Genomic DNA, 24,110 nt, shown 5'->3' with positions numbered 1-24,110 from the left:
ATGCTCAAGGACGAGTACGAAGAGCTGCGCAAGACGGTCGAGTCGTTCGCCCGCGAGGTGGTGGCGCCGGTCATCGGCGGCTTCTACGAGCGCGAGGAGTTCCCGTACGACATCGTGCGGCAGATGGGCGCGATGGGCCTGTTCGGCCTGCCGTTCCCGGAGGAGTACGGCGGCATGGGCGGCGACTACTTCGCCCTCTGCCTGGCGCTGGAGGAGCTGGCCCGGGTCGACTCCAGCGTGGCGATCACCCTGGAGGCCGCGGTGTCGCTGGGCGCGATGCCGATCTTCCGGTTCGGCGACCAGGAGCAGCGCGAGCACTGGCTGCCCAGGCTCACCTCAGGCGCCGAGCTGGGCGCCTTCGGCCTGACCGAGCCGGGCGGCGGCACGGACGTGCCCGGCGGGATGCGCAGCACCGCCGTGCTCGACGGCGGCGAATGGGTGATCAACGGGACGAAGGCGTTCATCACCAACTCCGGCACCGACATCACCGGCGTCGTCGGCGTGGCCGCGCTCACCGGCGACCGGGAGATCTCCACGATCCTCGTGCCGAGCGGCACGCCGGGGTTCACGGTGTCGAAGAAGTACTCCAAGGTCGGCTGGAACGCCTCCGACACCCGCGAGCTGTCCTTCACCGACTGCCGTGTCCCCGCCGCGAACCTCCTGGGCGAGCGCGGCCGCGGCTACGCCCAGTTCCTGCAGACCCTCGACGAGGGGCGCATCGCGATCGCCGCCGTCAGCGTGGGGCTGGCCCAGGGGTGCGTGGACGAGTGCCTGCGCTACGTCAGGGAGCGGACGGCGTTCGGCCATCCGATCGGCCACTACCAGGCCATCCAGTTCAAGATCGCCGACATGGAGGTCCGGGCGCACACCGCCCGCCTGGCCTACTACCACGCGGCCGAGCGGATGCGGGAGGGCGCGGCGTTCAAGAAGGAGGCGGCGATCGCCAAGCTGGTGGCGTCGGACGCGGCCATGGACAACGCGCGGGACGCGACGCAGGTGTTCGGCGGATACGGGTTCATGAACGAGTTCCCCGTCGGGCGCTTCTACCGCGACGCCAAGATCCTGGAGATCGGGGAGGGGACGAGCGAGGTGCAGCGCATGCTGATCGCCCGCCAGCTCGGCCTGGCCGATCTGTGATGATCTGGGATGATTGAAACGGCGGCCGCAGAGGTGGGAGCGGTCCGAGAGCGGTTCGAAAGCCGTCCGATGCGCCGCCGTCTGCCGGCTTCGCGGCCGACCGGACATCGAGTGGTTTGCATGAGCCATGTGGGGCGATCTAGTGTCATATTCCATGACGGCTGACGATCTTCTCATCAGGAGGGCGGAGAAGTCGGACGCGGATGAGGTGTTCGCGCTCGCCCGCGAGTTCGGCCTGACGTTCCGGCCGGAGCGCGAGGCCTTCGACGCCGCGCTGCCCGAGCTGCTGGCGAACGAGGACGCTCTGCTGATCGCCGCCGTCGTGGGCGGGCACGTCCAGGCGTACCTGCTGGGATTCACGCATCTGACGTTGTTCGCCAACGGGCCGGTGGCGTGGGTCGAGGAGGCCATGGTCGGCTCCGGGGCGCGGCGGAAGGGGATCGGGCGGGCGCTGCTGGAGGAGTTCGAGACGTGGGCGCGCTCGCGCGGGGCGCGTTATGTGGGCATGGCCACGCGGCGGGCGCCGGAGTTCTATCACGCGCTCGAATATGAGGCCTCCGCCACGTTCTTCCGCAAGGTGCTGCGCTAGCGTCACATTCTGCCGCGCGGTGCTGCGCCGGCGTCACATTCTGCCGCGCGGTGCTGCGCCGGCGTCACAGTCTTCCGCGCGGTGCTGCGCCGGCGTCCGGCCCGCGTTTCTGCGCAAGGTGCCGCGCCGGCGTCCGGCGGGCGCGGTGGCGGTTCTGTCGTTGCCGGATGGCATCCTTGGGGCGTGAACACCCACGCCGTGAGCCCCCTTTTCATCGGGCGTGCCCGCGAGCTGTCCGCCCTCGGCGACGCGCTCGTCAGGGCCCGGGCCGGCGCGGCGTCCACCGTGCTCGTCGGCGGTGAGGCGGGGGTCGGCAAGACACGGCTGATCAGCGAGTTCACCGCCCGGGCCGACGACGCTCTGGTGCTCGTCGGCGGATGTCTTGAGCTGGGCACCGAGGGCCTGCCGTTCGCGCCGTTCACCGCCGTGCTGCGCGGGCTCGTGCGCAGGCTGGGCCGCGACGGGGTGGCGGCGCTCGTTCCCGGCGGCGCCACGCGGGGGCTGGCGCGGCTGCTGCCGGAGTTCGGGGAGCCGGACAGGGACGGGCCCGAGGCCAGGGCGCGGCTGTTCGAGCAGGTGCTCGGGCTGCTGGAGCGGCTGGCCGAAGAGCGTCCCGTGCTGCTGATCGTCGAGGACGCACACTGGGCCGACCGGTCCACCCGCGACCTGCTGTCGTTCCTGGTCCGCTACCAGCGCACCACGGGCCGCCTGCTGCTCGTCGTCACCTACCGCACCGACGAGCTGCACCGCACCCACCCGCTGCGGCCGCTGCTCGCCGAGCTGGGCCGGGTGGAGTGGGTGACCAGGACGGAGCTGCGCCGGCTCACCCGCAAGGAGGCCGTCGCCCAGGCGGCCGGCATCCTGGAGCGGGAGCCGTCCGCCGCCGACATGGACCTGATCTACGCGCGCAGCGAGGGCAACCCGCTGTTCGTCGAGGCGCTGCTGAGCGACGCGGACGGCGGCGGCGACCTGCCCGAGTCGCTGCGCGACCTGCTGCTCGCCAGCGTCGAGCGGCTGCCCGACGACACGCAGGACCTGCTGCGCGTGGCCAGCGTGGGCGGCCAGCGCATCGAGCACGACCTGCTCACCGCCGTCGCCCGGCTCGACGAGAACGCGCTCTCCCGCGCGCTGCGGCCCGCGGTGGCGGGCAACGTGCTGACCGTCGACGGCGAGGGCTACTGCTTCCGCCACGCGCTCATCCGCGAGGCGCTCCACGACGACCTGCTGCCCGGCGAGCACACCCGCCTGCACACCCGCTACGCCGAGGCCCTGGAGCGCGACCTGTCGATCCTGCCCGCCCCGCGCGGCGCGATCGAGCTGGCCCACCACTGGCACTCCGCCCACGACTCCACCTGGGCGCTGGTCAGCGCCTGGCGCGCGGCCGCCGCCGCCCGCACCTCCACCGCCTACGACGAGCAGCTCCGGATGTTGTCCAGGGTGCTGGAGCTGTGGGACCGGGTGCCGGACGCCGCCGAGCGCATCGGCCGCCAGCGCCTCGACGTGTTCAAGTCGACGGCCACGGTCGCCCATCTCGCCGGCGAGTACGAACGGGCCATCGCCCTGGCCAGCGCCGCCCTCGCCGAGGTCGACCACGAGGCCGACCCGATCAGAGCGGCGGCCCTGCTCCGCCAGCGCGGCCTGACCCGCTACGACCTGAGCCGCGACGGCTATGTCGACGACCTGCGCCGCGCGGCCGAGCTGGTGCCCGCCGACCCGCCCAACAAGCTGCGCGGCCAGGTCCTGGAGACGTTGTCCCGCATGCTCCACCGGCCGGAGGACTGGTCGGAGAAGATCGCGACGGCGGAGCTCGCCATGCGGATCGGCCACGAGATCGGCGACGCCAACGTCGAGGCCCACGCCCTGATCAACCTCACCTGGGCGCGCTCGCGCTACTCCGAGATTGGCGGCCAGCTCGGCGCGTTCGCGGCGGCCCGGCGCCTCGCCCACCGCGCCGGGGCGTACAACGCGGTCGCCCGCTGCGCCATCTCCGAGTCCGACGCGCTGGAGGGCGCGGGCTGGCACGAGCGGGCCGCCCAGGTCGCCCGCGAGGGCATCGAGCAGGCCGGTCAATACGGGCTGGCGCGCACGTCCGGCACGTTCCTGGCGATCAACCTGGCCGAGCCGCTGGTGTCGCTCGGGCGCTGGGAGGAGGCCCTGGAGGTGATCGAGCACGCGCTCGACCTCACGCCGCCGGCGCCCTACCGGGCCAGCCTGCAGGGCCTGGCGACCGACATCGCGCTGGCGCGGGGGCAGTTCGACCGGGCGGAGGCGCTACTGGCGTCGTCGCAGAGCGTGCTGGCGCGCGGGACCTATCGGGATCAGTCCGTGCTGCCGCATCTGTGCAGGGAGGTCGTGCTGCTGCGGGGGCGGGGGCAGGTCGAGGAGGCGGTCGCGATGATCGCGCGGGCGCTGGAGGAGCGCGATCTGCTGTCGAGCCCGCGTTACTCCTGGCCGGTGCTGGTGAGCTTCGCGCACGTGCTGACGGCCGTCGTGCCGGCGGGGCGGCCTTATGGTGACGTGGGGCGGGGTGGGGCGGCGCTCGCTCAGCTCGGGGCGTCGCTGGTGCCGCGGTTGCGGGCGCTCGGGCGGGAGCTTGAGGCCGAAGGGGATCTCCAGCAGGCGCACCGGCTGACGTTCACCGCGCTGCTCGGGCTGGAGCCGCCGTTGGACGGCGCCGCCGATCCGGCCGCGTGGCAGTTAAGGGCGTGGGACGCGGCGGCGGGGGCGTGGGCGGCGCTGGCGCAGCCGTACGCGGAGGCCAGGAGCCTGGCGGGCGCGGCGCAGGCGGCGCTGGCGGCGGGCGACCGGCAGGGGGCCGCGACGCGCCTGAGGCGTGCCCGGGAGCTCGCCGGCCACCTGGGCGCCACGCCGCTGCTGGAGCAGCTCGACGTCTTCGGGCGGCGCGCCCGGATCGGCGGGGCCGACGAGGCGGCCGACGGGCCGCCGCTGGGGTTGACGGCTCGGGAGCTGGAGGTGCTGCGGGAGGTGACGAGCGGGCGGAGCAACCGGGAGATCGCCGAGGCGCTGTTCATCTCGATCAAGACGGTGAGCGTGCACGTGTCCAACATCCTGGCCAAGCTCGGCGTCGCCACCCGCGGCGAGGCTGCGGCCACCGCCCACCGCCTGGGCCTCTACGACGCCGACTAAGCCGATTTCTGGTCCTCCGGCTGAACGGCTTTTCGTCCGACCTCAGGTTCTTCCGGTTGGACGGCTCTTTCCGTTCGACCTTCTTGTACGGCTTCGCCGCCCCCGGACCCGGCGAACGGGGCGACCCGTCAGCCGGTGAGTTGCGCCTCCAGGCGGTAGCCGTCCACCGTGACGTACACCTGGTCCCCTGGCCGCGCGTTCAGGCGCATGAGAACCGGCTGGAGGGAGTCGAAGACCGGCTGGTGTCCCTGCCAGACCAGGACGATGGCGTTGTCGCCGGGGCCCGTGACCGACAGCAGGGTGCCGGGACGCATGCCGAGCTGGGCCGCGTACCCCTCGGGCACCGGCACCGGGCCGCCCCTGAGGTGTTCGGGCGTGACCTCGATGCGCTGCCAGCGGCGCGGGTCGGAGGACGGGCTGGGCAGCGGCGGAGGCGGCGTGGCGGGGGCGCCGGCCAGCATGCCGGAACGCCCGCCCGACAGCGCCGACAACGTCGCCAGGGCGGCGGACGGATCGATGGAGTTCGCCGCCGCCGCGGCCGGGATGGGCGCGCCGCCGCGGTGATGGTGGCCGTTGGCTCCGGGCGTGCGGCGCGGGAGCGGCTGGGCCGGGGACGGGGACGAGGCCACCGGGTCGGGGCCGGTCTCGGACGGCAGGGCGTCGAGCCAGGCCTTGGCGGAGTGGGCGCGGATGCCCAGCTCGGCCATCAGCACCGCGAGGTCGGCGTCGGCCTGGCTGGTGGCCAGGAGCTGGCGGGTGCGGGCCTGCAGGCCGTGGATGTCGCCCACGACGAGCCAGCCGTCCTGAAGGCGGCGGTCGGGCATGAGCGTCACCAGGACGCGCCAGAGCGGGGTGCGCAGCGAGGGCACCGCCACGGGGTGGGCCGGGTCCGCGCCGATGAGCTGGTCTTCGGTGGCCGCCGCCCCGAGCCACTCGGTCAGGCGGAACATGTGGCCGGTGACCGGCGCGGACTCCGAGGAGCGCAGCCACTGCAGGATGCGTTCCTCGGCCGTGCGCTGGGCCTGGGAGAGCGCGTCCCGTTCCACCAGCATCTTGTGGGCGAGCGTGCGCAGGCTGACCGGGTCCTCGGCGAACAGCCGGTGCACCGCGACCGCGAGCTCCAGCTTGTCCAGGCTGCGGAAGAGGTTGTCCACGACCCGGACCATCGCGTGGTCGGTGTCGGTGAGCGCGGCCGGCGGGGTGGCGGCGGCGGGCGCCGGGGCCGGGTAGGCGGGGAGGCCGCCGGTGGCGTTCGCGGGGCCCTGGCCGTTGTCGGCGCCGGGGACGGCCGGAATCGATCCGGTGTGCGGGCCGCCGGGAACGGCTGGGAATGATCCGGTATGCGGGCCGCCGGGGATGGCCGGGAATGATCCGGTGTGCGGGCCGCCAGAGCCGAGTTTGCCGGGGCCCGAGCCGCCGGGGCCTGAGGTGCCGAGGCCCGAGGAGCCGGGGCCGGAGGTGGGGCCGCCTGGGGGCGTGGTGCCGGGAGTGCCGGCGACGGGAGTGCCGGGGCTGCCCGGAGCGGCGCTGCCCGGGGCGGAGGTGGGGTCCTGGCGGCCCGGGAGGGGGCTGCCGGGGCGTTGCGGGAGGCGTTCGGGCGGGGAACCGGGAGCGGGGCGTTGCGGGAGGCCCTCGCCGGCGAAGCTCTGGCGCGGGCCGCTCTGCGGTTGCGCCTCGAACGCGCCGCTCTGCGCGGGGAACGACCCCGTCTGGCGCTGCTGGCCGTTCTCCGGCCGCACGGCAGGGAACGAGCCGGTCTGGCGCGGCTCGGAGTGCGGTGCCGGGAAGGAGCCGGTCTGCCGGTGTTCGGAGTTCGGTGCCTGGAACGAGCCGGTCTGCCGGTGCTCGGAGTTCGCTGCCGGGAACAAGCCGGGCGGGCGCTGCTCGCCACCTTCAGAGGGCACGGGCGGGAACAAGCCGGGCGGACGCTGCTCGCCGCCCTCAGGGGGCACGGCCGGGAAGGACCCGGTCTGGCGTGGTTCGGGGTGCTGTGCGGGGAACGCGCCTGTCTGGCGTCGCTCGGTGCCTTCGGCGGGCTGCGCGGAGAACATGCCGGTCGACGGGCCCTGATTCGCGAACGGGCCGATGGGCTGCCGCTGGCCGGGGCTCTCGGTCTGGACCGGGAACGCGCCGCTCGGCCCGCCGAAGGGCCCGGCGGGCGGGCCTTCGGTCAGCGAGCCGCGCTGGAGCGGACGGGTCGCCTCCGGATGGCCTGATCTGGCGGCGGCGGGCGCCTCGCGCTGGGCCGGGATGCGGCCGAGGATCTCGCGGAACACCGAGCCGATCACGACCTCCGGCGTGGCCGACGGGGTGCTCAGGTCGCTGGGGGACAGGCGGCGCAGCCGCTGCCAGCCGCCGAGGCCGATGACCGCCGTGCGGGTGGACTCGGGCCAGCCGGGAAGGGTGGGGTCGATGTGGTGCACCGCGAGCGCGGGCAGCAGGTCGTCGAGCGGCAGATGGTCCCAGCGGGCGGCGGCCAGCCGGGCGAGGCGTTCGCAGATCCAGTCGAGGCCGGCCGTGCCGAGCGCCTTCGACAGCGCGAGGGACGACCACCATGCCGCGGGCAGGCGGGGATCACCCAGCGCCTCCGCCACCTGCTGCGGACGGCTCCATCGCAGCGCAGGGACCAGGTCGCTCAGGCAGATCGATGACTCGACTTCCATCGGCGGACCTTATCCTCCCCAGTGAGCCGCATGGTGCTGCGCGTACGTGTGTGGCTAATGGTGCAGCCTACGCGGCAAGCTATCAATCAGTGTGAATAGGGTAAAGGCGGTTCAGATCCAAACCGTACCGTGGCCGACCGCCCACCTGGGCCACGCATGCGGCACCCGCCCGGCAACCTGCCTGCAAAGCGGCCTCTTCGCTGACATCATGCAAAGTCGCGGCGAGGAACCCGGCGGCGAACGCGTCACCCGCCCCCGTCGTGTCCACGACCTCGGCGGACACGCTCGTCGCACGCGCGACCACCTCGCCGCCAACGGCGGCGAGCGCGCCCTCGGCGCCGAGCTTCACGATTGCTGTGCCGTACATCTCGCTCAACTGTACGGCGGCGCGCTCCGCCGTCGTGGCCCCACTGAGCAGAAGGGCCTCATCAAGATTCGGGATGATCAGGTCGGCGGGGGACGATTCGCGGATGAAACGTTCGACGCCGAAGTCGCGCAGGGGGCCGGTGGAGGCCGGATCGACGCTGATGGCGATGCCCGCGGCCGCCGCTTCGGCCATGGCCAGCCTGGCCAGCCGCAGCCCCGGCTCGGCGAACAGGAGGTAGCCGGACAGGTGCAGCCGGGCGACGCCGTCGAGCAGGGACGGGTTCCAGTCGGCCTCCGAGATCAGGCCGCCGGCGCCGCGGTTGGTGAGCATCGAGCGCTCGCCGGACTTGTCCACCATCGCGATCACGACCGCGGTGGGGTGGTCGGGGTCGACCGTGACGTGGGGACGTACGCCCGTTTTGACCAGCTCGGTGGTGTGCCAGTCGCTGCTGTCGTAGCCCAGCCTGGTCAGCAGGCGGGCATCGGCGCCCAGGTGGGCGGCCCAGGCGGCGGTGTTGGCGCCGGAGCCGCCGGCGCGGAGCACGATGTCGGCGGCCGTGTCGGTGCCCGACACGACCGGCGAACCGTGCAACGCCACTACATCGGTGACCGCGTCACCGATGACCAGGAGACCCCGGTCGGTCACGATCGCGACCACGCGAGGGCGATCTGGGCGGCCAGGGCGGTGTTGCCGCGCACGGCGGCCAGGTTCGCCTCCAGGGAGGTGCCGGCGGTGCCGTCGACCAGGTAGCCGAGCAGGAACGGGGTGATCGCCTGCCCCTTGACGCCCTCGCGCTCCGCGGCGGCCAGGGCCTCACCCAGCACGCGGTCGTGCAGCTGGGGGTCGAGCTGCTGGTCCTCGGGGACGGGGTTGGCGACGATCAGCGCCGTCTCCGGGCCGCCGAGCGCGTCCTGGCCGCGCATGATGGCCGCGGCGTCCTGCGCCGACTCGATCCGCCAGTCGATCGGCTGGCCGGAGGTGTGCAGGTAGAAGCCGGGGAAGGTGTCGGTGCGGAATCCCGCCACCGTCACGCCTCTGGTCTCCAGGCGCTGCAGCGTCGCGGGCACGTCGAGGATCGACTTCACGCCCGCGCAGACGACCGTGATGCGCGTACGGGCGAGCGTGTCCAGGTCGGCGGACTCGTCCTGGTCGTCGGTCCAGCCCCGGTGCACGCCGCCGAGCCCGCCGGTGGCGAAGACCCTGATGCCGGCGCGGGCGGCCAGGAACGAGGTGGCCGACACGGTGGTCGCGCCGCTCGCCTTGAGCGCCGCCGCCACGGGCAGGTCGCGCTGACCCAGCTTGCGCAGGCCCGACTCGGTCGCGACGCGCTCCAGCTCCAGCTCGTTCAGGCCGACGCGGGGCACGCCGTCCAGCACGGCGATGGTCGCCGGGACGGCGCCCGCGGCCCGTACGACTCCTTCGAGCTCGCGCGCCACCTCAAGGTTGCGCGGCTGCGGCAGCCCGTGCGAGATGATCGTGGACTCCAGCGCCACCACCGGCGCGCCACTCGCCAGGGCCTCGGCTACCTCGTCGGACGGCTGGAGTACGGAGTCGGTGGTGCTGCGCATGGTGAGTGGATGCTCCTCGAATGGTCCTGGCGCCCTGCGTAGGGGGGAACGGCGCTGCTCAGCGGATTTGTTCCGAACCGGAGCAGGGTACGGGCCCGCCGGTCCGGCCGTCCACCTGAAGGTCACACGAGGAGGGCGACGCCTGCCAGGGACACGACGGTGATCAGCCCCGTGGCGATGCCGCCGAGCGCCAGCGCCCGGCCGCCCTTGGCCAGCTCGCGCACGTCGATGCCGGTTCCGAGGCCGAACAGGGCGGCGGCCATCAGCACGTTCGTCACCTGCGGGGCCGCGTCGGTGACCACGGCCGGCAGGTGGCCGGTGCTGCGCAGAGCCGTCATCGCCAGGAACGCGACCACGAACAGCGGCACGATCGGCGGCCGGCGTCCCCGCCCCGGCTGTGGCGGATGGACGTCATGGGCGGACCGCTGAGCGCCGGGGGCCGTGCGGCGGCGCCGGCACGACGTCAGGGCGACGATCGGGGCCAGCAGGATGACGCGGCCCAGCTTGACCGTCACCGCGCCGGCCAGCACGCCCGAGGCGGCGCCGATCGCGGCCACCTGGGCCACCTCGTGCACGGCGGCGCCGGTCCACACGCCGAGCTGGGCGGGTGACAGGCTCATGAGGGAGGCGAGCAAGGGGAGGACGGCGATGGCGGCGGTGCCGTACAGGACGACGACGCTGAGGGCCCTCGCGGCGTCGTCGTCGGTCGTGCGGGTGCTCTCGCGCATGGCGGCGATGGCCGCCGCCCCGCAGATGGACACGCCGGTGGCGATCAGCAACGACGTGCCGGGGGAGAGGCCCAGCCGGCGGCCGATCCGCGGCGTCACGGTGAACGTCAGGCCGGTCGCGACCGTCACGACGGCGAGCGTCTGCCAGCCGAGCGCCAGCACCTGAGGGACGGCGATCTGCAGGCCGAGCAGGGCGATCGCCACCCGCAGGACGCGCCGGGCCACGAACGCCAGCCCCGGCGCGAACCGCTCGTGGACGCCCGCCAGGTTGGCCAGCGCCGCGCCGGAGACCACGGCGATCACGGCGGGGCTGAGCGCCGGCGCGAACCGGCTGCCGGCCAGCGCCAGCACCACCGCCACCGCGGCGACGCCCACCCCGGGCAACACCGAACGCCCCCGGACGCCGGCGGACACGCTGCCGCCGGGGGATGCGCTACCGGGGGACGCGGTGCTGCCGGATGTGGTGCCGACGGGCGCGGCCCCGCCGGGCGCGGTGCCGGTGGGGGGTAGAGGTGCGGTGGTGGGCGGGGCGGGGGCGCGGAGCATGTTTCCAGTGTTCGGGGGGCCGGGAGCCGCCGGTAGCCGTGGATCGCCTGGGAGGTCATAGCCTGTGGCTATGAGCGCGCTGCCGGATCTGGCCTCCCTGAAGCTGCTGGTCGACGTCGGTGAGCTGGGCAGCCTGGGGCAGGCGGCGCGGGCGGCGGGCATCGCGCAGCCGTCGGCGAGCAAACGTGTCACCCAGCTCGAACGCCGCCTCGGCCTGCCCCTCCTGGAGCGCACCCCGCGCGGCTCCACGCTCACCGCCGACGGCAAGATGGTGGCGGGCTGGGCGGCCAAGGTGCTCGCCGCGGCCGACGAGCTCATGCGGGCGGTCCAGGCCGTACGGCACAGCGGGGCGGCGCACCTGCGGGTGGCGTCGAGCATGACGGTGGCCGAGTACCTGGTGCCCCGGTGGCTCGGCGAGTTGCAGCACCGGGAGCCGGGGGTGCAGGTCGGGCTGGACGTGATCAACTCCGCCGACGTCGCGGCCCGGGTGCTGGCCGAGGAGGTGGAGCTGGGGTTCGTCGAGGGGCCGAGCGTGCCGGACGGGCTGGCCGGGCGGGTCGTGGGGACCGACCGGCTGGTGGTCGTGGTGGCGCCGGAGCATCCGTGGGCGCGGCGGCGTACCGTCCTGAGAGGCCCTGAGCTGGCCGCGACGCCGCTCGTCGTGCGGGAGCCCGGGTCGGGCACGCGCGAGACGCTGGACGTGGCGTTCAGAAGCCTGCTGCACCGGGCCAGCCCGCGGCTGGAGCTCGGGTCGAACTCGGCGGTCAAGGGGGCGGCGCAGGCGGGGGCCGCGCCGGCGGTGCTCAGCGGCTACGCGGTGGAGGCCGACATCGCCACCGGGCGGCTGGTCGAGGTGCCGCTGGCGGGGCTGACCCTGGTGCGGAGCCTGCGGGCGGTCTGGCGGCGCGGCCGTCCCCTCACCGGTCCGGCCGCCACCCTCCTGGCCATCGCCAGCCGTCCTTAGACGAACGGCTCCTGCGTGGGCGTTGACGGGTGCGGTGGTTCCGGCCTTAAGGTGCGGGAATGGGTTCGTATGACGTGATCGTCGCCGGTGGCGGGCACAACGGCCTGGTCGCGGCCGCCTATCTGGCGCGCGCCGGTCGCCGGGTGCTGGTCCTGGAGCGGTACGACCACCTCGGCGGCCTGGCGGTGTCGGCCCGCCCCTTTCCCGGCGTGGACGTGCGGTTGTCGCGCTACTCCTACCTCGTCAGCCTCCTGCCCGCCGAGATCGTCCGGGACCTGGAGCTCGACCTGGAGCTGCGCCGCCGCCGCTACGCCTCCTACACCCCCACGGGCACGACCGGCCTGCTCGTCGACAACGAGGACGACGAGCGGACGGCGGCCTCGTTCGAAGGCGTCACCGGGAGCGGGCACGACCTCAAGGCATGGCGGGACTTCTACGGCATGACCGCCCGCGTCGCCCGCGCCCTGGCCCCCACTTTGCTCGAACCCCTGCGCACCCCCGCCGAGATCGAGCGGCTGGTCGGCGCGGAGGCGTGGCGCGACCTGTTCCAGCGGCCGATCGGCCAGACGGTGGACGAGCGCTTCCGCGACGACGTCGTACGCGGCGTGGTGCTCACGGACGCGCTGATCGGCACGTTCGCCGACACCGCCGCCGACCTGGCGGCCAACCGGTGCTTCCTCTATCACGTGATCGGCGACGGCACCGGCGAGTGGAACGTCCCCGTCGGCGGCATGGGCGCGGTCTCAGGGGCGCTCGAAGCGGCGGCCAGGCGGGCGGGCGCCGAGATCAGGACCGGGGCCGAGATCGTCGGGATCGCGCCGTCCGGCGAGGTCACGTTCGCGGCCGAGGACGGCGAGCACACCGTGAACGGCCGGCACGTGCTGGTCAACCTGCCGCCCGCCGTGCTCGACCGTCTCCTGGGCCGGCCGCCGGCGGTGCCCGAGGGCGCGCAGCTCAAGGTCAACATGGTGCTCACGCGGCTGCCCAGGCTGAAGGACACGTCCGTGGATCCCCGGGCGGCCTTCAGCGGGACGTTCCACATCAACGAGGGACGTGATCAGCTCGCCACGGCGTACGCGCAGGCGGCGGGAGGGGAGATTCCGCGATTGCCGCCGGCGGAGGTCTACTGCCATTCGCTGACCGACCCGTCCATTCTCGGGCCGGAGCTGAGAGGGAAGGCCGAGACGATGACGCTGTTCGGCCTGCACATGCCCGCCCGACTTTTCCGGAAAAATCCCGAAAAAGCGCGAGAAATGGCCCTTAGGGCTACCTTCGCCTCTCTCAACTCCGTCCTCGCGGAGCCCATCGAAGAATGCCTCCTCATCGCCCCGGACGGCACCCCGTGCGCCGAGGTCAAAACGCCCGTGGACCTCGAAACGGACGCCGGTCTCCCCGGTGGCCACATTTTCCACACCGACCTGAGCTGGCCGTACGCGGAAGAAGGCGGATGGGGCGTGGAGACCGAGCACGAACGTATCCTCATCTGCGGCGCGAGCGCCCGCAGAGGCGGCGGAGTAAGCGGACTCGGGGGACATAACGCGGCAATGGCCCTCTTGACCTGAAACAGCGATTCAGTCGGAGATCAGCTTGGTGGCCACCCGTAGCGCCACCGCGGACCGCTCGGAATCGGGCAACTCCATGTCGAACAGAAACGGCACGCTGCCCAGAATCACCGCGAACACCGCAAGTCGCGCCTCGAACTGCTTGTCCGCGTCGGCCCCCGGCACGGTCAGCAGGGAGAGCATGCTGATCACGCCGGCCTGCAACCCTCCGCCTGCGGGCAGCCGCTGCACCGCCCCCTGGTTGAGCTGCGCGAACCGCAACAGCGGGCCCCACTGATCTTCCAGCAGGTCCGCGATCCGCCGCAGGATCTCCTTCCTGGCCTCGGTGGTCGCGGGCTGCTCGTGCGCCCATCTCACCAGCTCGTCGATCGACGACAACAGCCGGTCCACGACGCTCGCGAGGATGGCCTCCTTGGTGCTGAAGTGGTAGTAGAGCGCCGGCCTGGTGATCTCCAGCCGGTCGGCCACCTCCTGCAGCGTGGTCTTGTCGTACCCGCGCTCGGCGAACAGCTCCAGCGCCACCTGCTGGATCCGCTCTCGGGTGTTCGTCCGCCGCCCTGCCATCTTGCTCCCGTCGCTTGACGACCGCTTCCACATTGCTTACTTTCGTGTAAGTAAGCAATGCGGTCCGGCCTGTAGGGAGCAAGAATATGGCTCACGAGTTCCCCATCCCGCGTACGTGCCCGTTCGCGCCGCCACCCGAGTACGCCCGGATGCGCGCGGAGGCCCCGATCGTCAGGGCCGCGCGCCGCAGCGGCGACCTGTGGCTGGTCACCAGGCTCGCGGAGGCCCGGCAGGTGCTGTCGGGCACCGGCATCAGCACGAACCCGGCCACCCCCGGCCATCCGAGCGGGGCACGCGCCGCCGAGCCGCTCACCCCCGAGGAGCGGGCGGCCAGGGAGAAGGCCACCGCCGGCTTCTTCATCGACCTGGACCCGCCCGAACACACCAGGTTCCGCCGCCTGCTCATCCCCGAGTTCACCGTCCGGCGCGTCAAGGAGCTGCGGCCCGGGATCCAGCGGTTCGTCGACCAGCTCATCGACGACATGCTCGCCAAGGGCCCGGTGGCGGAGCTGGTGGCGGACTTCGGGCTGGCGCTGCCGTCGCTGGTCATCTGCCAGCTTCTCGGCGTGCCGTACGCCGACCGCGAGTTCTTCCAGTCGCGCACCCGCGCGCTCCTCGCGAGCGCCGGCGACCCGGAGGCGTTCGCCGCCGTGAACAAGGAGATCAGGGCCTTCCTCGACGATCTGGTCACCCGGGCGGCCGCCGCTCCGCAGGACGACCTGCTGGGGCGCCTGATCACCGGCGGGCAGCTCACGCACGACGAGCTCGTGGGCGTCATCTTCCTGCTGCTCGTCGCCGGCCATGAGACCACCGCCAACATGATCCCGCTCGCCGCGCTCACGCTCATGCGCCACCCCGGCCAGCTCGCCGAGCTGCGCGCGGACCCGGACAGGTGGCCGATGGCGGCCGACGAGCTGCTGCGCTACCACTCGATCGTGGACTGGGTGGCGTTCGACCGGGTGGTCACCGAGGACCAGGAGATCGGCGGGCAGCTCGTCCGGGCCGGCGAGGCCGTCTTCGTGCTCGGGGCCTCGGCGAACAGGGACGAGCGGGCCTTCGAGCGGCCGGACGAGTTCGACGTCACGCGCGGGGCGCGGCACCACGTGGCGTTCGGCTACGGCGTGCACCAGTGCCTGGGCCAGAACCTGGCCAGGGCCGAGATCGAGATCGCGCTGCGGACGTTGTTCGAGCGGGTGCCCGGGCTGCGGGTCACGGTGACCGACGAGGAGCTGCCCGCGAAGTACGGCGGGCCCATCTTCGGCCTCAACGCCCTGCCCGTCGCGTGGTGATCCTCAGGAAACACGGGTGAGCGCGTTCATCGCCTTCTCATGATGAGCCTCTAGTTTTGTCTCATGAGTGAGGCGGCACGGTTGCTGGTGGTGGACGACGAGCCCGCGTTGCGCGAGGCGCTGCAGTCGAGCCTGGAGTTCGAGGGCTACAAGATCGTCACCGCCAACGACGGGCTCGCGGCGCTGGAGGAGCTCGCGACCACGTCCTACGACGCGGTGCTGCTCGATGTCATGATGCCCCGGCTCGACGGGCTCACCACGTGCCGGCGGCTCAGGGCGCAGGGCAACCACATCCCCGTCCTCATGCTCACCGCCCGCGACGCGGTCGGCGACCGGGTGTCGGGGCTCGACGCCGGGGCCGACGACTATCTGGTCAAGCCGTTCGAGCTGGACGAGCTGCTGGCCAGGGTGCGGGCCCTGCTGCGGCGCGGCAGGCTGAGCACGGGCACGCCCGAGGGCGACCGGCTGACCTACGGTGACCTGCGCATGGACCCGGCGACCAGGGAGGTCACCCGCGGCGACCGCACCCTCGACCTGACCAGGACCGAATACCTGCTGATGGAGTTGTTCCTGGCGCATCCGCGTCAGGTCCTGACCAGGGACCAGATCCTCAGCGAGGTGTGGGGGTTCGACTTCGAGCCGACGTCCAACTCGCTCGACGTCTACGTGATGTATCTCCGCCGCAAGACGGAGGCGGGGGGAGAGCCGCGCGTGATCCATACGGTGCGCGGGGTCGGGTATGTGCTGCGAGCCGCCTCGTGAGACGAGGCAGCCTGCGCACGCGGCTGACCTTGCTGGTCACGGTGGCCGTCGCGCTGGCCATCGCGGTCTGTGCGGGCCTGTCCTGGTTCATCCTGCAGGACCAGCTCATCCGCAACCTCGACCAGAGCATCCTGGAGTCCGAGCGGAGCGGCGACAGGAACTACCTCGTGCGCACGTGCACGCCCGAGGGGTCGCGGGGCCCGTTCGACGGCATGGCCACGCTGCTGCGCGACGACGGCAGCACCTGCTCGGTCGGGCCGTCCATCGTGCCGGACGAGCGCGACCAGGCCGCGGTGCACCAGCCGGGTGAGCCGATCTACCGCAACGGCGTGACGCGCGACGGCAAGCAGGTCCGCGTGGTCGTCCTCAACTTCGAGCCTGGCACGGCGGTCCTGGAGGCCAGACCGCTCTACCACGTGCAGCGCACTTTGCAGACGACCGCCCTGACGCTCGGCGGCGTGGCCGCGCTGGGCGTGCTCGGCGCCGCGTGGGCGGGCCTGGCCATCTCGCGTGCCGCGCTGCGCCCGGTGGGGCAGCTCACCAAGGCGGTCGAGCACATCGCGCAGACCGAGGACCTCGGCACCCGCATCCCCGTCGAGGGCACCGACGAGATCGCCCGGCTGAGCTCGTCCTTCAACGCCATGACCGCGGCCCTGGCCGGGTCGCACGAGCGCCAGCAGCAACTCGTCGCCGACGCCGGCCATGAGCTTCGCACGCCGCTCACCACCCTGCGCACCAACATCGACCTGCTCCTGCGCAGCGAGCAGACCGGCCGCAGCCTCGATCCGGGGGCCAAGGAGCGCCTGCTCGTCAACGTCAAGGCCCAGTTCGCGGAGCTGTCCACGCTCGTCGGCGACCTGCTCCAGCTCGCCAGGGGCGACACCGACCACGAGCCGCACGTCGAGCTGGGGTTCCACGAGGTCGTGACGGCGGCCGCGGATCGCGCCAGGCTGCGCGGCGCCGAGGTGGTCACCGACCTGCGCCCCTGGTATGTCGTCGGCAGCGCCACCTCACTCGAACGCGCCGTGCTCAACCTGATCGACAACGCCGCCAAGTTCAGCCCCGGCGGCCGGGTCGAGGTCGAGCTGCGCGACGGCCGGCTGACCGTCCGCGACCACGGCCCCGGCCTGCCCGAGGAGGAGCTGCCGCACGTGTTCGAGCGGTTCTGGCGCTCTCCGTCGGCGCGTGGCCTGCCCGGCTCAGGGCTGGGCCTGGCGATCGTGGCGCAGGCCGTCGCGGAGTCGGGAGGCGAGGTACGCCTGGCCAACGCGGCGGGTGGCGGAGCGCTCGCCACCATCGAGGTGCCGGGAACTTTCATCCGCCACTCAGAAACGGATAAGTCGCGTTAAAGACCCACACAATGTCCTAACTGCATGGAACTAACAGCAGTACGGACGCGACTGGTCGAGGTGGTCGTCCCGGTCTACAACGAGCAGCGGGCGCTCCGCGCCAGCGTCACCCGGCTGCAGACCTACCTCGCCAGGAACTTCCCCTACGGCTTCCGCATCACGATCGCCGACAACGCCAGCGTCGACAACACCTGGCAGATCGCCACCGAGCTGGCCGGGGAGCTGCCGCACGTGCGGGCCGTGCACCTCGAGGAGAAGGGCCGGGGCCGGGCGCTGCGCCGAGTCTGGTCGGAGAGCGAGGCCGACGTCGTCAGTTACATGGACGTGGACCTGTCGACCGACCTCGACGCGTTCCTGCCGCTGGTGGCGCCGCTGCTGTCCGGGCACAGCGACCTGGCCATCGGCACCCGCCTGGCCAGGGCGTCGCGGGTGCAGCGGGGGCCGAAGCGGGAGTTCATCTCGCGCTCGTACAACCTGCTGCTCCGCTCCGTGATGGGGGCCGGGTTCTCCGACGCGCAGTGCGGGTTCAAGGCCGTGCGCACGGAGGTCGCGCAGGCGCTGCTGCCCGGCGTCGAGGACGAGCAGTGGTTCTTCGACACCGAGCTGCTGCTGCTCGCCGAGCGGCACGGACTGCGCATCCACGAGGTGCCCGTGGACTGGGTGGACGATCCGGACAGCCGGGTCGACATCGTCCGCACCGTGCTGGACGACCTGCGCGGCCTGTCCAGGGTGACGCGCATGACGTTGTCCGGAGCCGCCCGGATCCCCGTGCCCGCCCGGACGGAGCGGGCCGAGCTGCCCCAGGGGATGGCCAGGCAGTTGCCCAGGTTCGCGATCGTGGGCCTGATCAGCACGCTGGCGTACCTGCTGCTGTACTCCCTGCTGCGCCGGCTCATCTCGCCGCTGGCGGCCAACGCGATCGCGCTGCTGGTCACCGCCGTGGCCAACACCGCCGCGAACCGCCGGTTCACCTTCGGGGTCAAGGGCCCTGGCGGGGCCATGCGGGACCAGTTCGAGGGGCTGATCGCGTTCCTGGTCGGGCTGGTGCTCACCTCGGGGACCCTGTCGCTCCTGCCCGCCGGGGTCGCGCACGGGGTGGAGCTGATGGCGGTGATCGTCGCGAACGCCGTCGCCACGCTCGTCCGCTTCCTGCTGCTGCGCGTGTGGGTATTCAACCCCAAGAGGAGGACTGTTCGATGACCGCCACCATCCGGCCCGCTCACCGCGCCGGCGGAGGCCGCGGCCCGGCCGCCCGGCTGTTCCTGGGCGCCGCGGCGGACCCGCGCTGGTCGCGCCCCGCGATGTGGGCGGTGCTGGCCGTGGCGCTCGTGCTCTACGCGTGGGCCCTGAGCGGGAACGCCAACGAGTACTACGCCGCCGCCATCCTCTCGGGCACGCAGAGCTGGAAGGCATTCTTCTTCGGCGCGCTGGACGCCGGGTCGTACATCACCGTGGACAAGCCACCACTGGCGTTGTGGGTGATGGGGCTGCCGGCGCGGATCTTCGGTTTCGGCACGTGGAGCATGCTGCTGCCGCAGGCCCTGGCCGGCGTGGCCGCCGTGGGGCTGGTCTACTCGGCGGTGCGCAGGGCCTTCTCCCCGGCGCGTACGGCGGCGCACGTGGCGGCGCTCGTCGCGGCCGTCGTCATGACGCTCACGCCGATCACCGTGGCGATCAACCGGGACAACAACCCCGACACGGTGCTCGTGCTGCTGCTGGTGCTGGCCGCCTGGTTCTGCCTGGAGGCGTTGCGGACCGGGCGGTTGCGCTCGTTGTTGTGGTGCGCGCTCTTCGTGGGGCTGGCGTTCAACGCCAAGATGTTGCAGGCCTACCTCGTCGTGCCGGCGTTCGTGCCGGCCTACCTGGTGTGCGCCCGCGTGCCCTGGCTCAAGCGGGTGGGGCACCTGCTGGCGGCCGGTGTGGTGATGGTGGTGTCGAGCGCCTGGTGGATGGTGATCGCCGACCTCTGGCCGGCCGGGTCGCGCCCCTACATCGGCGGCTCGACGGACAACTCCGTCTGGGACCTGGTGATCGGCTACAACGGTCTGGGACGCATCTTCGGCCAGGAACGCGGCGGTGCTGGTGGCGGTGGCTTCGGCGGCGGCTTCGGCGGGGAGGCCGGGGCCGGGCGGTTGTTCAACGACGTCCTGGCGGGGCAGATCTCGTGGTTGCTGCCGTTCTGCGTGGTGACGCTGGCCTTCGTGGTGTTCATGCGGGTACGGCGGCACGCGGACGACGGACCGCCCGCGGCGGCCTGGATGGTGTGGGGCGGCTGGCTCGTGGTCCACTACGTGGTCTTCAGCTTCTCCAGCGGCACCTTCCACCCGTACTACACGACCGCGATGGCGCCGGCCGTGGCGGCGCTGAGCGGGATGGGCGTGGTGGTCATGTGGCGGGCCTACCGGCGCTCACGCGCCCTGGCCTGGGTGTTGCCGCTGGCGGTGGCCGTCACCGGCGGCTGGTCGTTCATGGTGCTGCGCCGGACGCCCGACTGGGCGCCGTGGCTGGCCTGGGTCGTGCTCGGGGCGACCCTGGTGGCCGTGGTGGTGCTCGTGCTCGCCCGGGTGCGGGCGCAGGTGACGTTGAAGGTGGCTGCGCTCGCGCTGGCCGCCACGATGATCGCCGCGCTGGCGGGGCCGGCCGCTTTCGCGGTCACGCCTCTGCGGTCGCAGGTGAACGGCTCCAACCCGACCGCCGGGCCGTCGTCCGGCGGGATGGGCTTCGGCGGACCGGGCGGCGGGCGTGGCGGCCGGTTCCCCGGAGGCGCATTCCCCGGAGGCGAAACACCCAACGGCCAGACCCAGCCCAACGGCCAGACCCAGCCCAACGGCCAGACCCAGCCCAACGGCCAGACCCAGCCCAACGGGCAGGGTCAGCCCACGGGGGAGGATGGGCGTTCCGGCGCGGAGGAGGGTGGCCGAGCCGGGTTCATGGGCGGCGGCGGGCCGGGCGGGCGCGGCGGGATCAGCGACTCGATGGTCACCTACCTGGAGGCCAACCAGGGCGACGCCACGTGGCTCGTCGCGGTGAGCAGCGCCATGCAGGCGTCCGGGACGATCCTGTCCACCGGCAAACCCGTGATCGCCATGGGCGGCTTCACCGGCAGCGACCCGGCCATGACCGTGGACCGGCTCAAGGGGCTCCTCTCCTCGGGGCGGCTCCGCTTCGTCATGGCGGGTGAGGGCGGAGGCGGTCCCGGCCGGGGGAACACCGAGGTGAGCTCGTACGTCCAGGCCAACTGCGCGGCGGTGGACGGTCAGGACGGGCTGTACGACTGCGCTCCGTAACCCCCGGGTGCGGGACGCCGCGACGGCGTCCCGCCCGGGTCCGGCTCGCGGCCGCTCAAAGGCCACGCGGCCGAGTGATCAGGCCGTGGTCAGGCGGGCCGTGGTCAGGCGGGCATGGCCGCGAGGAGGAAGGCCAGGCGCGCGGCGGCGGACTCGACGTCTTCCGTGGTGCCCAGGCGATAGCCCCATGAGGTGATGAAGGCGCCTTCGTCGGAGCACGTCACGGTCTCCATGAGGGTGGCCGAGAAACGGTTGCGGACCGACACGTAGGCCGGCTCGCTGGACAGGGCGAGGCTTTGGACCGACAGGTCAGCGTGCCGACCCGCGTGCCAGGCGAACCGCTCGAGGCAGAGCGCGGTATCAAGCATCATGCGTCACCTCCGCAACGTCTCCGCGACAGAATTGCACGATCTTGCGGCGCATGGCAAGCAATTGCAGCGGTTAATGTGAGGTTTGTTTTCGATACTCGTGAAGAATGTTAATGATGACGGCCCGTCCGGCTTCGCCGAACTCCGCCACTTTTCGGAAATCATCAAAAGCCTGGACATAGAAGGCGATGTCATCAGGATCGCGCAACACCAGATCCTTAGTCATCGTGGCCACGCCCACCATGGCCTCGTTGTAGATCCAGAAACCGTTGATCGGCGCGGACGGCAGCTCCGTGCCGAAGGGGATCACGCCGAACTCGACGTTCGGCAGCGTGCTCACGGCGAGCAGCCGGTCGAGCTGGCCGCGCATGACGTCGGCCGGAGCCAGGGAGGTGTGCAGCGCCGACTCGGGCACCACGAACCGGAACGTCCTGCTCCGGTCGTAGAGGATCTCCTGGCGCTGCATCCGCACCCGGACGGCCGCGTCGATCTGGTCGGCGGCGCTGTAGAGGCGCCTGACCTTGCGAAAGACGTGCCTGGCGTACTCGGCGGTCTGCAGCAGGCCGATGATGATGCCGGGCTCGAAGGCGCGGAAGAGCTTGGTGCGCGCTTCGAGGTCGCGCATGTCCTCCTGGAGCGCGGCCAGGCCGCTGCGGTAACGCTGCTTCCAGTTGTCGTGGCGCTCCAGGAGGCCCATCGTCTGCCGGATCAGCTCGTCGGTCGTGTCGGGCGAGGCCCCCACAGCCTGCGCCCACCCGACCACGTCATCCTCGGTGGCGGTCTGCCGGGCGTTCTCCAGGCGCGAGACCTTGGACGGCTGCCAGCGCAGCCGCTCGGCCAGCTCCTTGCCGGACAGGCGGGCGGCCTCGCGCAACTGACGCAGCTGGCTGCCGAGGTCGATGCGAGCCTGCTGAAACGACGTCACGCCGCAAGAGGCTAGCCCCGCTTGCACCGATCATGCCAGCATCGTGAGCAATTGTGATCAACCGGTTGCCGACGGTGTCGATCCGGTGGCAGGGGAGCGGATTGCCGGGTCGATCAGGACACGGCGGGCTATTTCGGTAATCAGCTCACGGGGCACCTCGACCGCGGTCTCGCCGTCGAGGACATCGCGGAGGTCGGCCAGCGCCTCCGCGTCGGTGACTCGCAGCCCCTGGACGACGATGGTGCCGCGATCGGTCTCGTACAGGGTGGGACAGGCGCCCGCCTCTGAGGTGGAGCCGAGGAACCGCATGCGCATGACGATCCTTTCCCCGAATATGAAGTGCAATTGCGCGCAATTGTACGACTCAACAAGGAACGCGTGATCGTTTTCTGAAAGTTCAGCGCAGGGCGCCCTCCATGAACTCCTGAGCCCGCTCGAACAGGCCCAAAGTCGTGGCGTGCAGCAGGTCGCCGATGTCCTGGGGCGCCTTGCCGGCGAACGCCCGCGCGTGGGTGCCCTCCAGCACGATGCCGAGCTTGAAGCAGGCCATCACCGCGTACCAGTCGATGGCCGACATGTCGCGCTCGGAGAGCTCCGCGTAGTACGCGATCATCTCCCGGGCCGGCGGCAACCCCGGCACGTGACCGTTGTTGCTCGGCCACGTCGCCGCCAGCCAGCCCAGATCCACCAGCGGATCGCCGATCGTGCACATCTCCCAGTCCACGATCGCGGCCACGCGGGGCCCGTCGCAGGCGAACATCAGGTTCGCGAAGTGGTAGTCGCCGTGCATGATCCCCGGCGTGAAGGTGCGGGGGAGATGGCGGGTGAGCCAGTCGGCCGTCTCGGGCAGGCCGGGGATGTCGGGCCCGGGGTAGCCGTCGAGCTCGCCGTACGAGTCGAGCTCCTTGAGCCAGCGCGGGACCTGCCGCTCCAGGAACCCCTCTGGCCGGCCGAACCCCGGCAGCACCTCCGGATCGACCCGCCCCAGCTCGGCCAGCGCGGCGGCGGCCTCAAGACCCATACGATGCCTGATCGCCGGATCGGAGGCGTGCGGCTCGGGCAGCCCGGTCGACGGGTTGAACCCGTCCACCGGCTCCATCAGGTAGAAGACGGGCTCCCGCTCGGTCTGCGCGGCGACCAGCCGGGGCGCGGGCACGGCCGTGTCGCGCAGCGCGGTCAGCACGCGCGCCTCCCTGCGCAGCACCTCGTTGCTCTTGCGGCGGGCGTGCAGGGGAGGGCGGCGCAGGATGTAGGGGCGGCCGGCGCGCTCGAAGCGCACCATGACGTTCTGCGTGCCGCCCAGGACCGGTGCCGTGCCCGTGATGGGGCCGGCCGGCAGGCCCTGCGTGTCCATCCAGGCGCCGAGGTCGTCGAGGTCGATGGCGCTGACGTCGATGTGGGTGGAGGTCATGGCCGCCCTTCGACAGAATCATATTCTGTTGGCGACCTTATGAGAGCACCGCCGACATGGTCAACCCAGGGCCTGCATGAACGGAAGATACAGACAGGTGGCGTCGCCGGGCAGGTCGCCGTGCCGGACCATGCGGGAGACCTGCCACGGCGCGCCGATGCCGTGCTCGGCCGCCCACGCGGTCATGCCCCGCTTGTCCAGGTCGAAATCCATCCGCACCTCGCCACCGGCGTGCAACGCCAGGTCGCCGATCAGGGCCCGCGCGGTCGCCTCGTCCCTGGCCACGACCGGGCCGATCACCGTGTTGTCGTCGTTGCGCCAGCAGTGGCCGAACCCGCCTTCGGCGATCCTGACCTGCTCGCCGAAGACGAACATCCGGCGCAGCAGCTCCGACCTGTCCGTGCCGAACAGCCCGGCGTCGAGCGCGACGATGGCGCCGAGGTCCGCTTCGGTGGCCGGGCGGGTGCGTCCCGACGGCTCGCCCCTGAACACACCCGTGTGCTTGGCGGCCGTGCCGACGACGCGGAAGCCGAGCCGCTCGTACAGCGGGCGGCCGTTCTCGGTGGCGTAGAGCGACACGGTACGGCCGGCGGCCTGGTCGAGGACGTGCTCCATGAGCCGGCCGCCCAGGCCCTGCCTGCCGTACCTGGAGGCGGTGAGGACCATGCTGATCACGGCCTGGTCGTCGCCGTAGCGGGTCAGGATGTTCGTGGCGGCCAGGCCGTCGCCGTCCGGGGCGTCCATGCCGTACGCCTCGCCGACCTCGAACAGCAGGCGCCACTTGTGCCGCTCGGGCAGCCAGCCGCGATCCTTGGCCAGGCGGGCGCAGTCGTCGAGGTCGTCGAAGGTGAGACGGCGGATGGTCATAGGTGACATCTTTCACG

Annotated in this window: 20 protein-coding genes; 10 read left to right on the top strand and 10 right to left on the bottom strand. The window is 72.2% G+C overall.

Annotated features, from left to right (window positions below; translation table 11 throughout):
- The 3 genes from ACWD0F_RS20325 to ACWD0F_RS20315 all read left to right on the top strand — a co-directional run bounded on the left by ACWD0F_RS20325 (nucleotide 1) and on the right by ACWD0F_RS20315 (nucleotide 4,873).
- Nucleotides 1-1,137 carry an acyl-CoA dehydrogenase family protein gene (locus ACWD0F_RS20325; RefSeq protein ID WP_449877559.1) on the top strand — a complete coding sequence of 379 codons (1,137 nt, stop codon included), beginning with the start codon at nucleotides 1-3 and terminating at the stop codon, nucleotides 1,135-1,137.
- 154 nt (nucleotides 1,138-1,291) lie between these two features.
- Nucleotides 1,292-1,726 (top strand): GNAT family N-acetyltransferase, encoded by a 435-nt coding sequence (locus ACWD0F_RS20320; RefSeq protein ID WP_449877557.1) that lies wholly within the window; start codon nucleotides 1,292-1,294, stop codon nucleotides 1,724-1,726.
- Between the two features lie 183 nt (nucleotides 1,727-1,909).
- Entirely contained in the window at nucleotides 1,910-4,873 is a 2,964-nt protein-coding gene (locus ACWD0F_RS20315; protein ID WP_449877555.1) for a helix-turn-helix transcriptional regulator, read from the top strand.
- 128 nt (nucleotides 4,874-5,001) lie between these two features.
- Here the strand turns inward: ACWD0F_RS20315 and ACWD0F_RS20310 are convergent, their stop codons facing one another.
- The 4 genes from ACWD0F_RS20310 to ACWD0F_RS20295 all read right to left on the bottom strand — a co-directional run bounded on the left by ACWD0F_RS20310 (nucleotide 5,002) and on the right by ACWD0F_RS20295 (nucleotide 10,745).
- The gene (locus ACWD0F_RS20310) at nucleotides 5,002-7,536 is read right to left on the bottom strand and encodes a hypothetical protein (RefSeq protein ID WP_449877553.1); all 2,535 of its coding nucleotides are present in this window, start codon (nucleotides 7,534-7,536) and stop codon (nucleotides 5,002-5,004) included.
- Nucleotides 7,537-7,618: 82 nt separating this feature from the next.
- Nucleotides 7,619-8,560 carry a carbohydrate kinase family protein gene (locus tag ACWD0F_RS20305; RefSeq protein ID WP_449877551.1) on the bottom strand — a complete coding sequence of 314 codons (942 nt, stop codon included), beginning with the start codon at nucleotides 8,558-8,560 and terminating at the stop codon, nucleotides 7,619-7,621.
- Nucleotides 8,545-9,471 carry a pseudouridine-5'-phosphate glycosidase gene (locus ACWD0F_RS20300; RefSeq protein ID WP_449877549.1) on the bottom strand — a complete coding sequence of 309 codons (927 nt, stop codon included), beginning with the start codon at nucleotides 9,469-9,471 and terminating at the stop codon, nucleotides 8,545-8,547. Before ACWD0F_RS20300 ends, ACWD0F_RS20305 begins: the two co-directional genes overlap by 16 nt.
- A gap of 122 nt (nucleotides 9,472-9,593) precedes the next feature.
- Nucleotides 9,594-10,745: a YeiH family protein gene (locus tag ACWD0F_RS20295; protein ID WP_449877547.1), complete on the bottom strand. Its 1,152-nt coding sequence runs from the start codon at nucleotides 10,743-10,745 to the stop codon at nucleotides 9,594-9,596.
- Between the two features lie 70 nt (nucleotides 10,746-10,815).
- Between ACWD0F_RS20295 and ACWD0F_RS20290 the strand changes: the two genes are divergently transcribed.
- Together ACWD0F_RS20290 and ACWD0F_RS20285 are read left to right on the top strand one after the other, a co-directional pair.
- Entirely contained in the window at nucleotides 10,816-11,709 is an 894-nt protein-coding gene (locus ACWD0F_RS20290; RefSeq protein WP_449877545.1) for a LysR family transcriptional regulator, read from the top strand.
- Between the two features lie 59 nt (nucleotides 11,710-11,768).
- A complete protein-coding gene (locus ACWD0F_RS20285) occupies nucleotides 11,769-13,271 on the top strand; it encodes a phytoene desaturase family protein (RefSeq protein ID WP_449877543.1) in 1,503 nt (500 codons plus the stop codon).
- A 9-nt stretch (nucleotides 13,272-13,280) separates the two neighbouring features.
- Here ACWD0F_RS20285 and ACWD0F_RS20280 read toward each other — a convergent pair whose 3' ends face one another.
- Nucleotides 13,281-13,835 (bottom strand): TetR/AcrR family transcriptional regulator, encoded by a 555-nt coding sequence (locus ACWD0F_RS20280; RefSeq protein WP_449877541.1) that lies wholly within the window; start codon nucleotides 13,833-13,835, stop codon nucleotides 13,281-13,283.
- An 86-nt stretch (nucleotides 13,836-13,921) separates the two neighbouring features.
- Between ACWD0F_RS20280 and ACWD0F_RS20275 the strand changes: the two genes are divergently transcribed.
- From ACWD0F_RS20275 to ACWD0F_RS20255, 5 genes are all read left to right on the top strand, one after another.
- Nucleotides 13,922-15,124: a cytochrome P450 gene (locus tag ACWD0F_RS20275; RefSeq protein ID WP_449877539.1), complete on the top strand. Its 1,203-nt coding sequence runs from the start codon at nucleotides 13,922-13,924 to the stop codon at nucleotides 15,122-15,124.
- Between the two features lie 63 nt (nucleotides 15,125-15,187).
- The gene (locus ACWD0F_RS20270; protein WP_449877537.1) at nucleotides 15,188-15,886 is read left to right on the top strand and encodes a response regulator transcription factor; all 699 of its coding nucleotides are present in this window, start codon (nucleotides 15,188-15,190) and stop codon (nucleotides 15,884-15,886) included.
- Entirely contained in the window at nucleotides 15,883-17,235 is a 1,353-nt protein-coding gene (locus ACWD0F_RS20265) for a HAMP domain-containing sensor histidine kinase (RefSeq protein ID WP_449877535.1), read from the top strand. Before ACWD0F_RS20270 ends, ACWD0F_RS20265 begins: the two co-directional genes overlap by 4 nt.
- 24 nt (nucleotides 17,236-17,259) lie before the next feature.
- Entirely contained in the window at nucleotides 17,260-18,435 is a 1,176-nt protein-coding gene (locus ACWD0F_RS20260) for a glycosyltransferase (RefSeq protein ID WP_449877532.1), read from the top strand.
- Nucleotides 18,432-20,522: an ArnT family glycosyltransferase gene (locus ACWD0F_RS20255; RefSeq protein ID WP_449877530.1), complete on the top strand. Its 2,091-nt coding sequence runs from the start codon at nucleotides 18,432-18,434 to the stop codon at nucleotides 20,520-20,522. The genes ACWD0F_RS20260 and ACWD0F_RS20255 overlap by 4 nt, the downstream gene beginning before the upstream one ends.
- Before the next feature lie 104 nt (nucleotides 20,523-20,626).
- Here ACWD0F_RS20255 and ACWD0F_RS20250 read toward each other — a convergent pair whose 3' ends face one another.
- The 5 genes from ACWD0F_RS20250 to ACWD0F_RS20230 all read right to left on the bottom strand — a co-directional run bounded on the left by ACWD0F_RS20250 (nucleotide 20,627) and on the right by ACWD0F_RS20230 (nucleotide 24,093).
- Nucleotides 20,627-20,893, bottom strand: coding sequence for a hypothetical protein (locus tag ACWD0F_RS20250; RefSeq protein ID WP_449877529.1), 267 nt, complete (start codon nucleotides 20,891-20,893; stop codon nucleotides 20,627-20,629).
- Between the two features lie 70 nt (nucleotides 20,894-20,963).
- Nucleotides 20,964-21,815 (bottom strand): helix-turn-helix domain-containing protein, encoded by an 852-nt coding sequence (locus tag ACWD0F_RS20245; protein ID WP_449877528.1) that lies wholly within the window; start codon nucleotides 21,813-21,815, stop codon nucleotides 20,964-20,966.
- A gap of 57 nt (nucleotides 21,816-21,872) precedes the next feature.
- The gene (locus ACWD0F_RS20240; protein WP_449877526.1) at nucleotides 21,873-22,130 is read right to left on the bottom strand and encodes a hypothetical protein; all 258 of its coding nucleotides are present in this window, start codon (nucleotides 22,128-22,130) and stop codon (nucleotides 21,873-21,875) included.
- 82 nt (nucleotides 22,131-22,212) lie between these two features.
- Nucleotides 22,213-23,226 carry a phosphotransferase family protein gene (locus ACWD0F_RS20235; protein WP_449877524.1) on the bottom strand — a complete coding sequence of 338 codons (1,014 nt, stop codon included), beginning with the start codon at nucleotides 23,224-23,226 and terminating at the stop codon, nucleotides 22,213-22,215.
- 60 nt (nucleotides 23,227-23,286) lie between these two features.
- Nucleotides 23,287-24,093: a GNAT family N-acetyltransferase gene (locus ACWD0F_RS20230; RefSeq protein WP_449877522.1), complete on the bottom strand. Its 807-nt coding sequence runs from the start codon at nucleotides 24,091-24,093 to the stop codon at nucleotides 23,287-23,289.
- Nucleotides 24,094-24,110 lie beyond the last annotated feature (17 nt).

It is taken from the genome of Nonomuraea sp. NPDC002799, from assembly GCF_053592075.1.
Note: the sequence above shows the minus strand (reverse complement) of the source record. Positions and strands in the feature narration are given on the sequence as shown.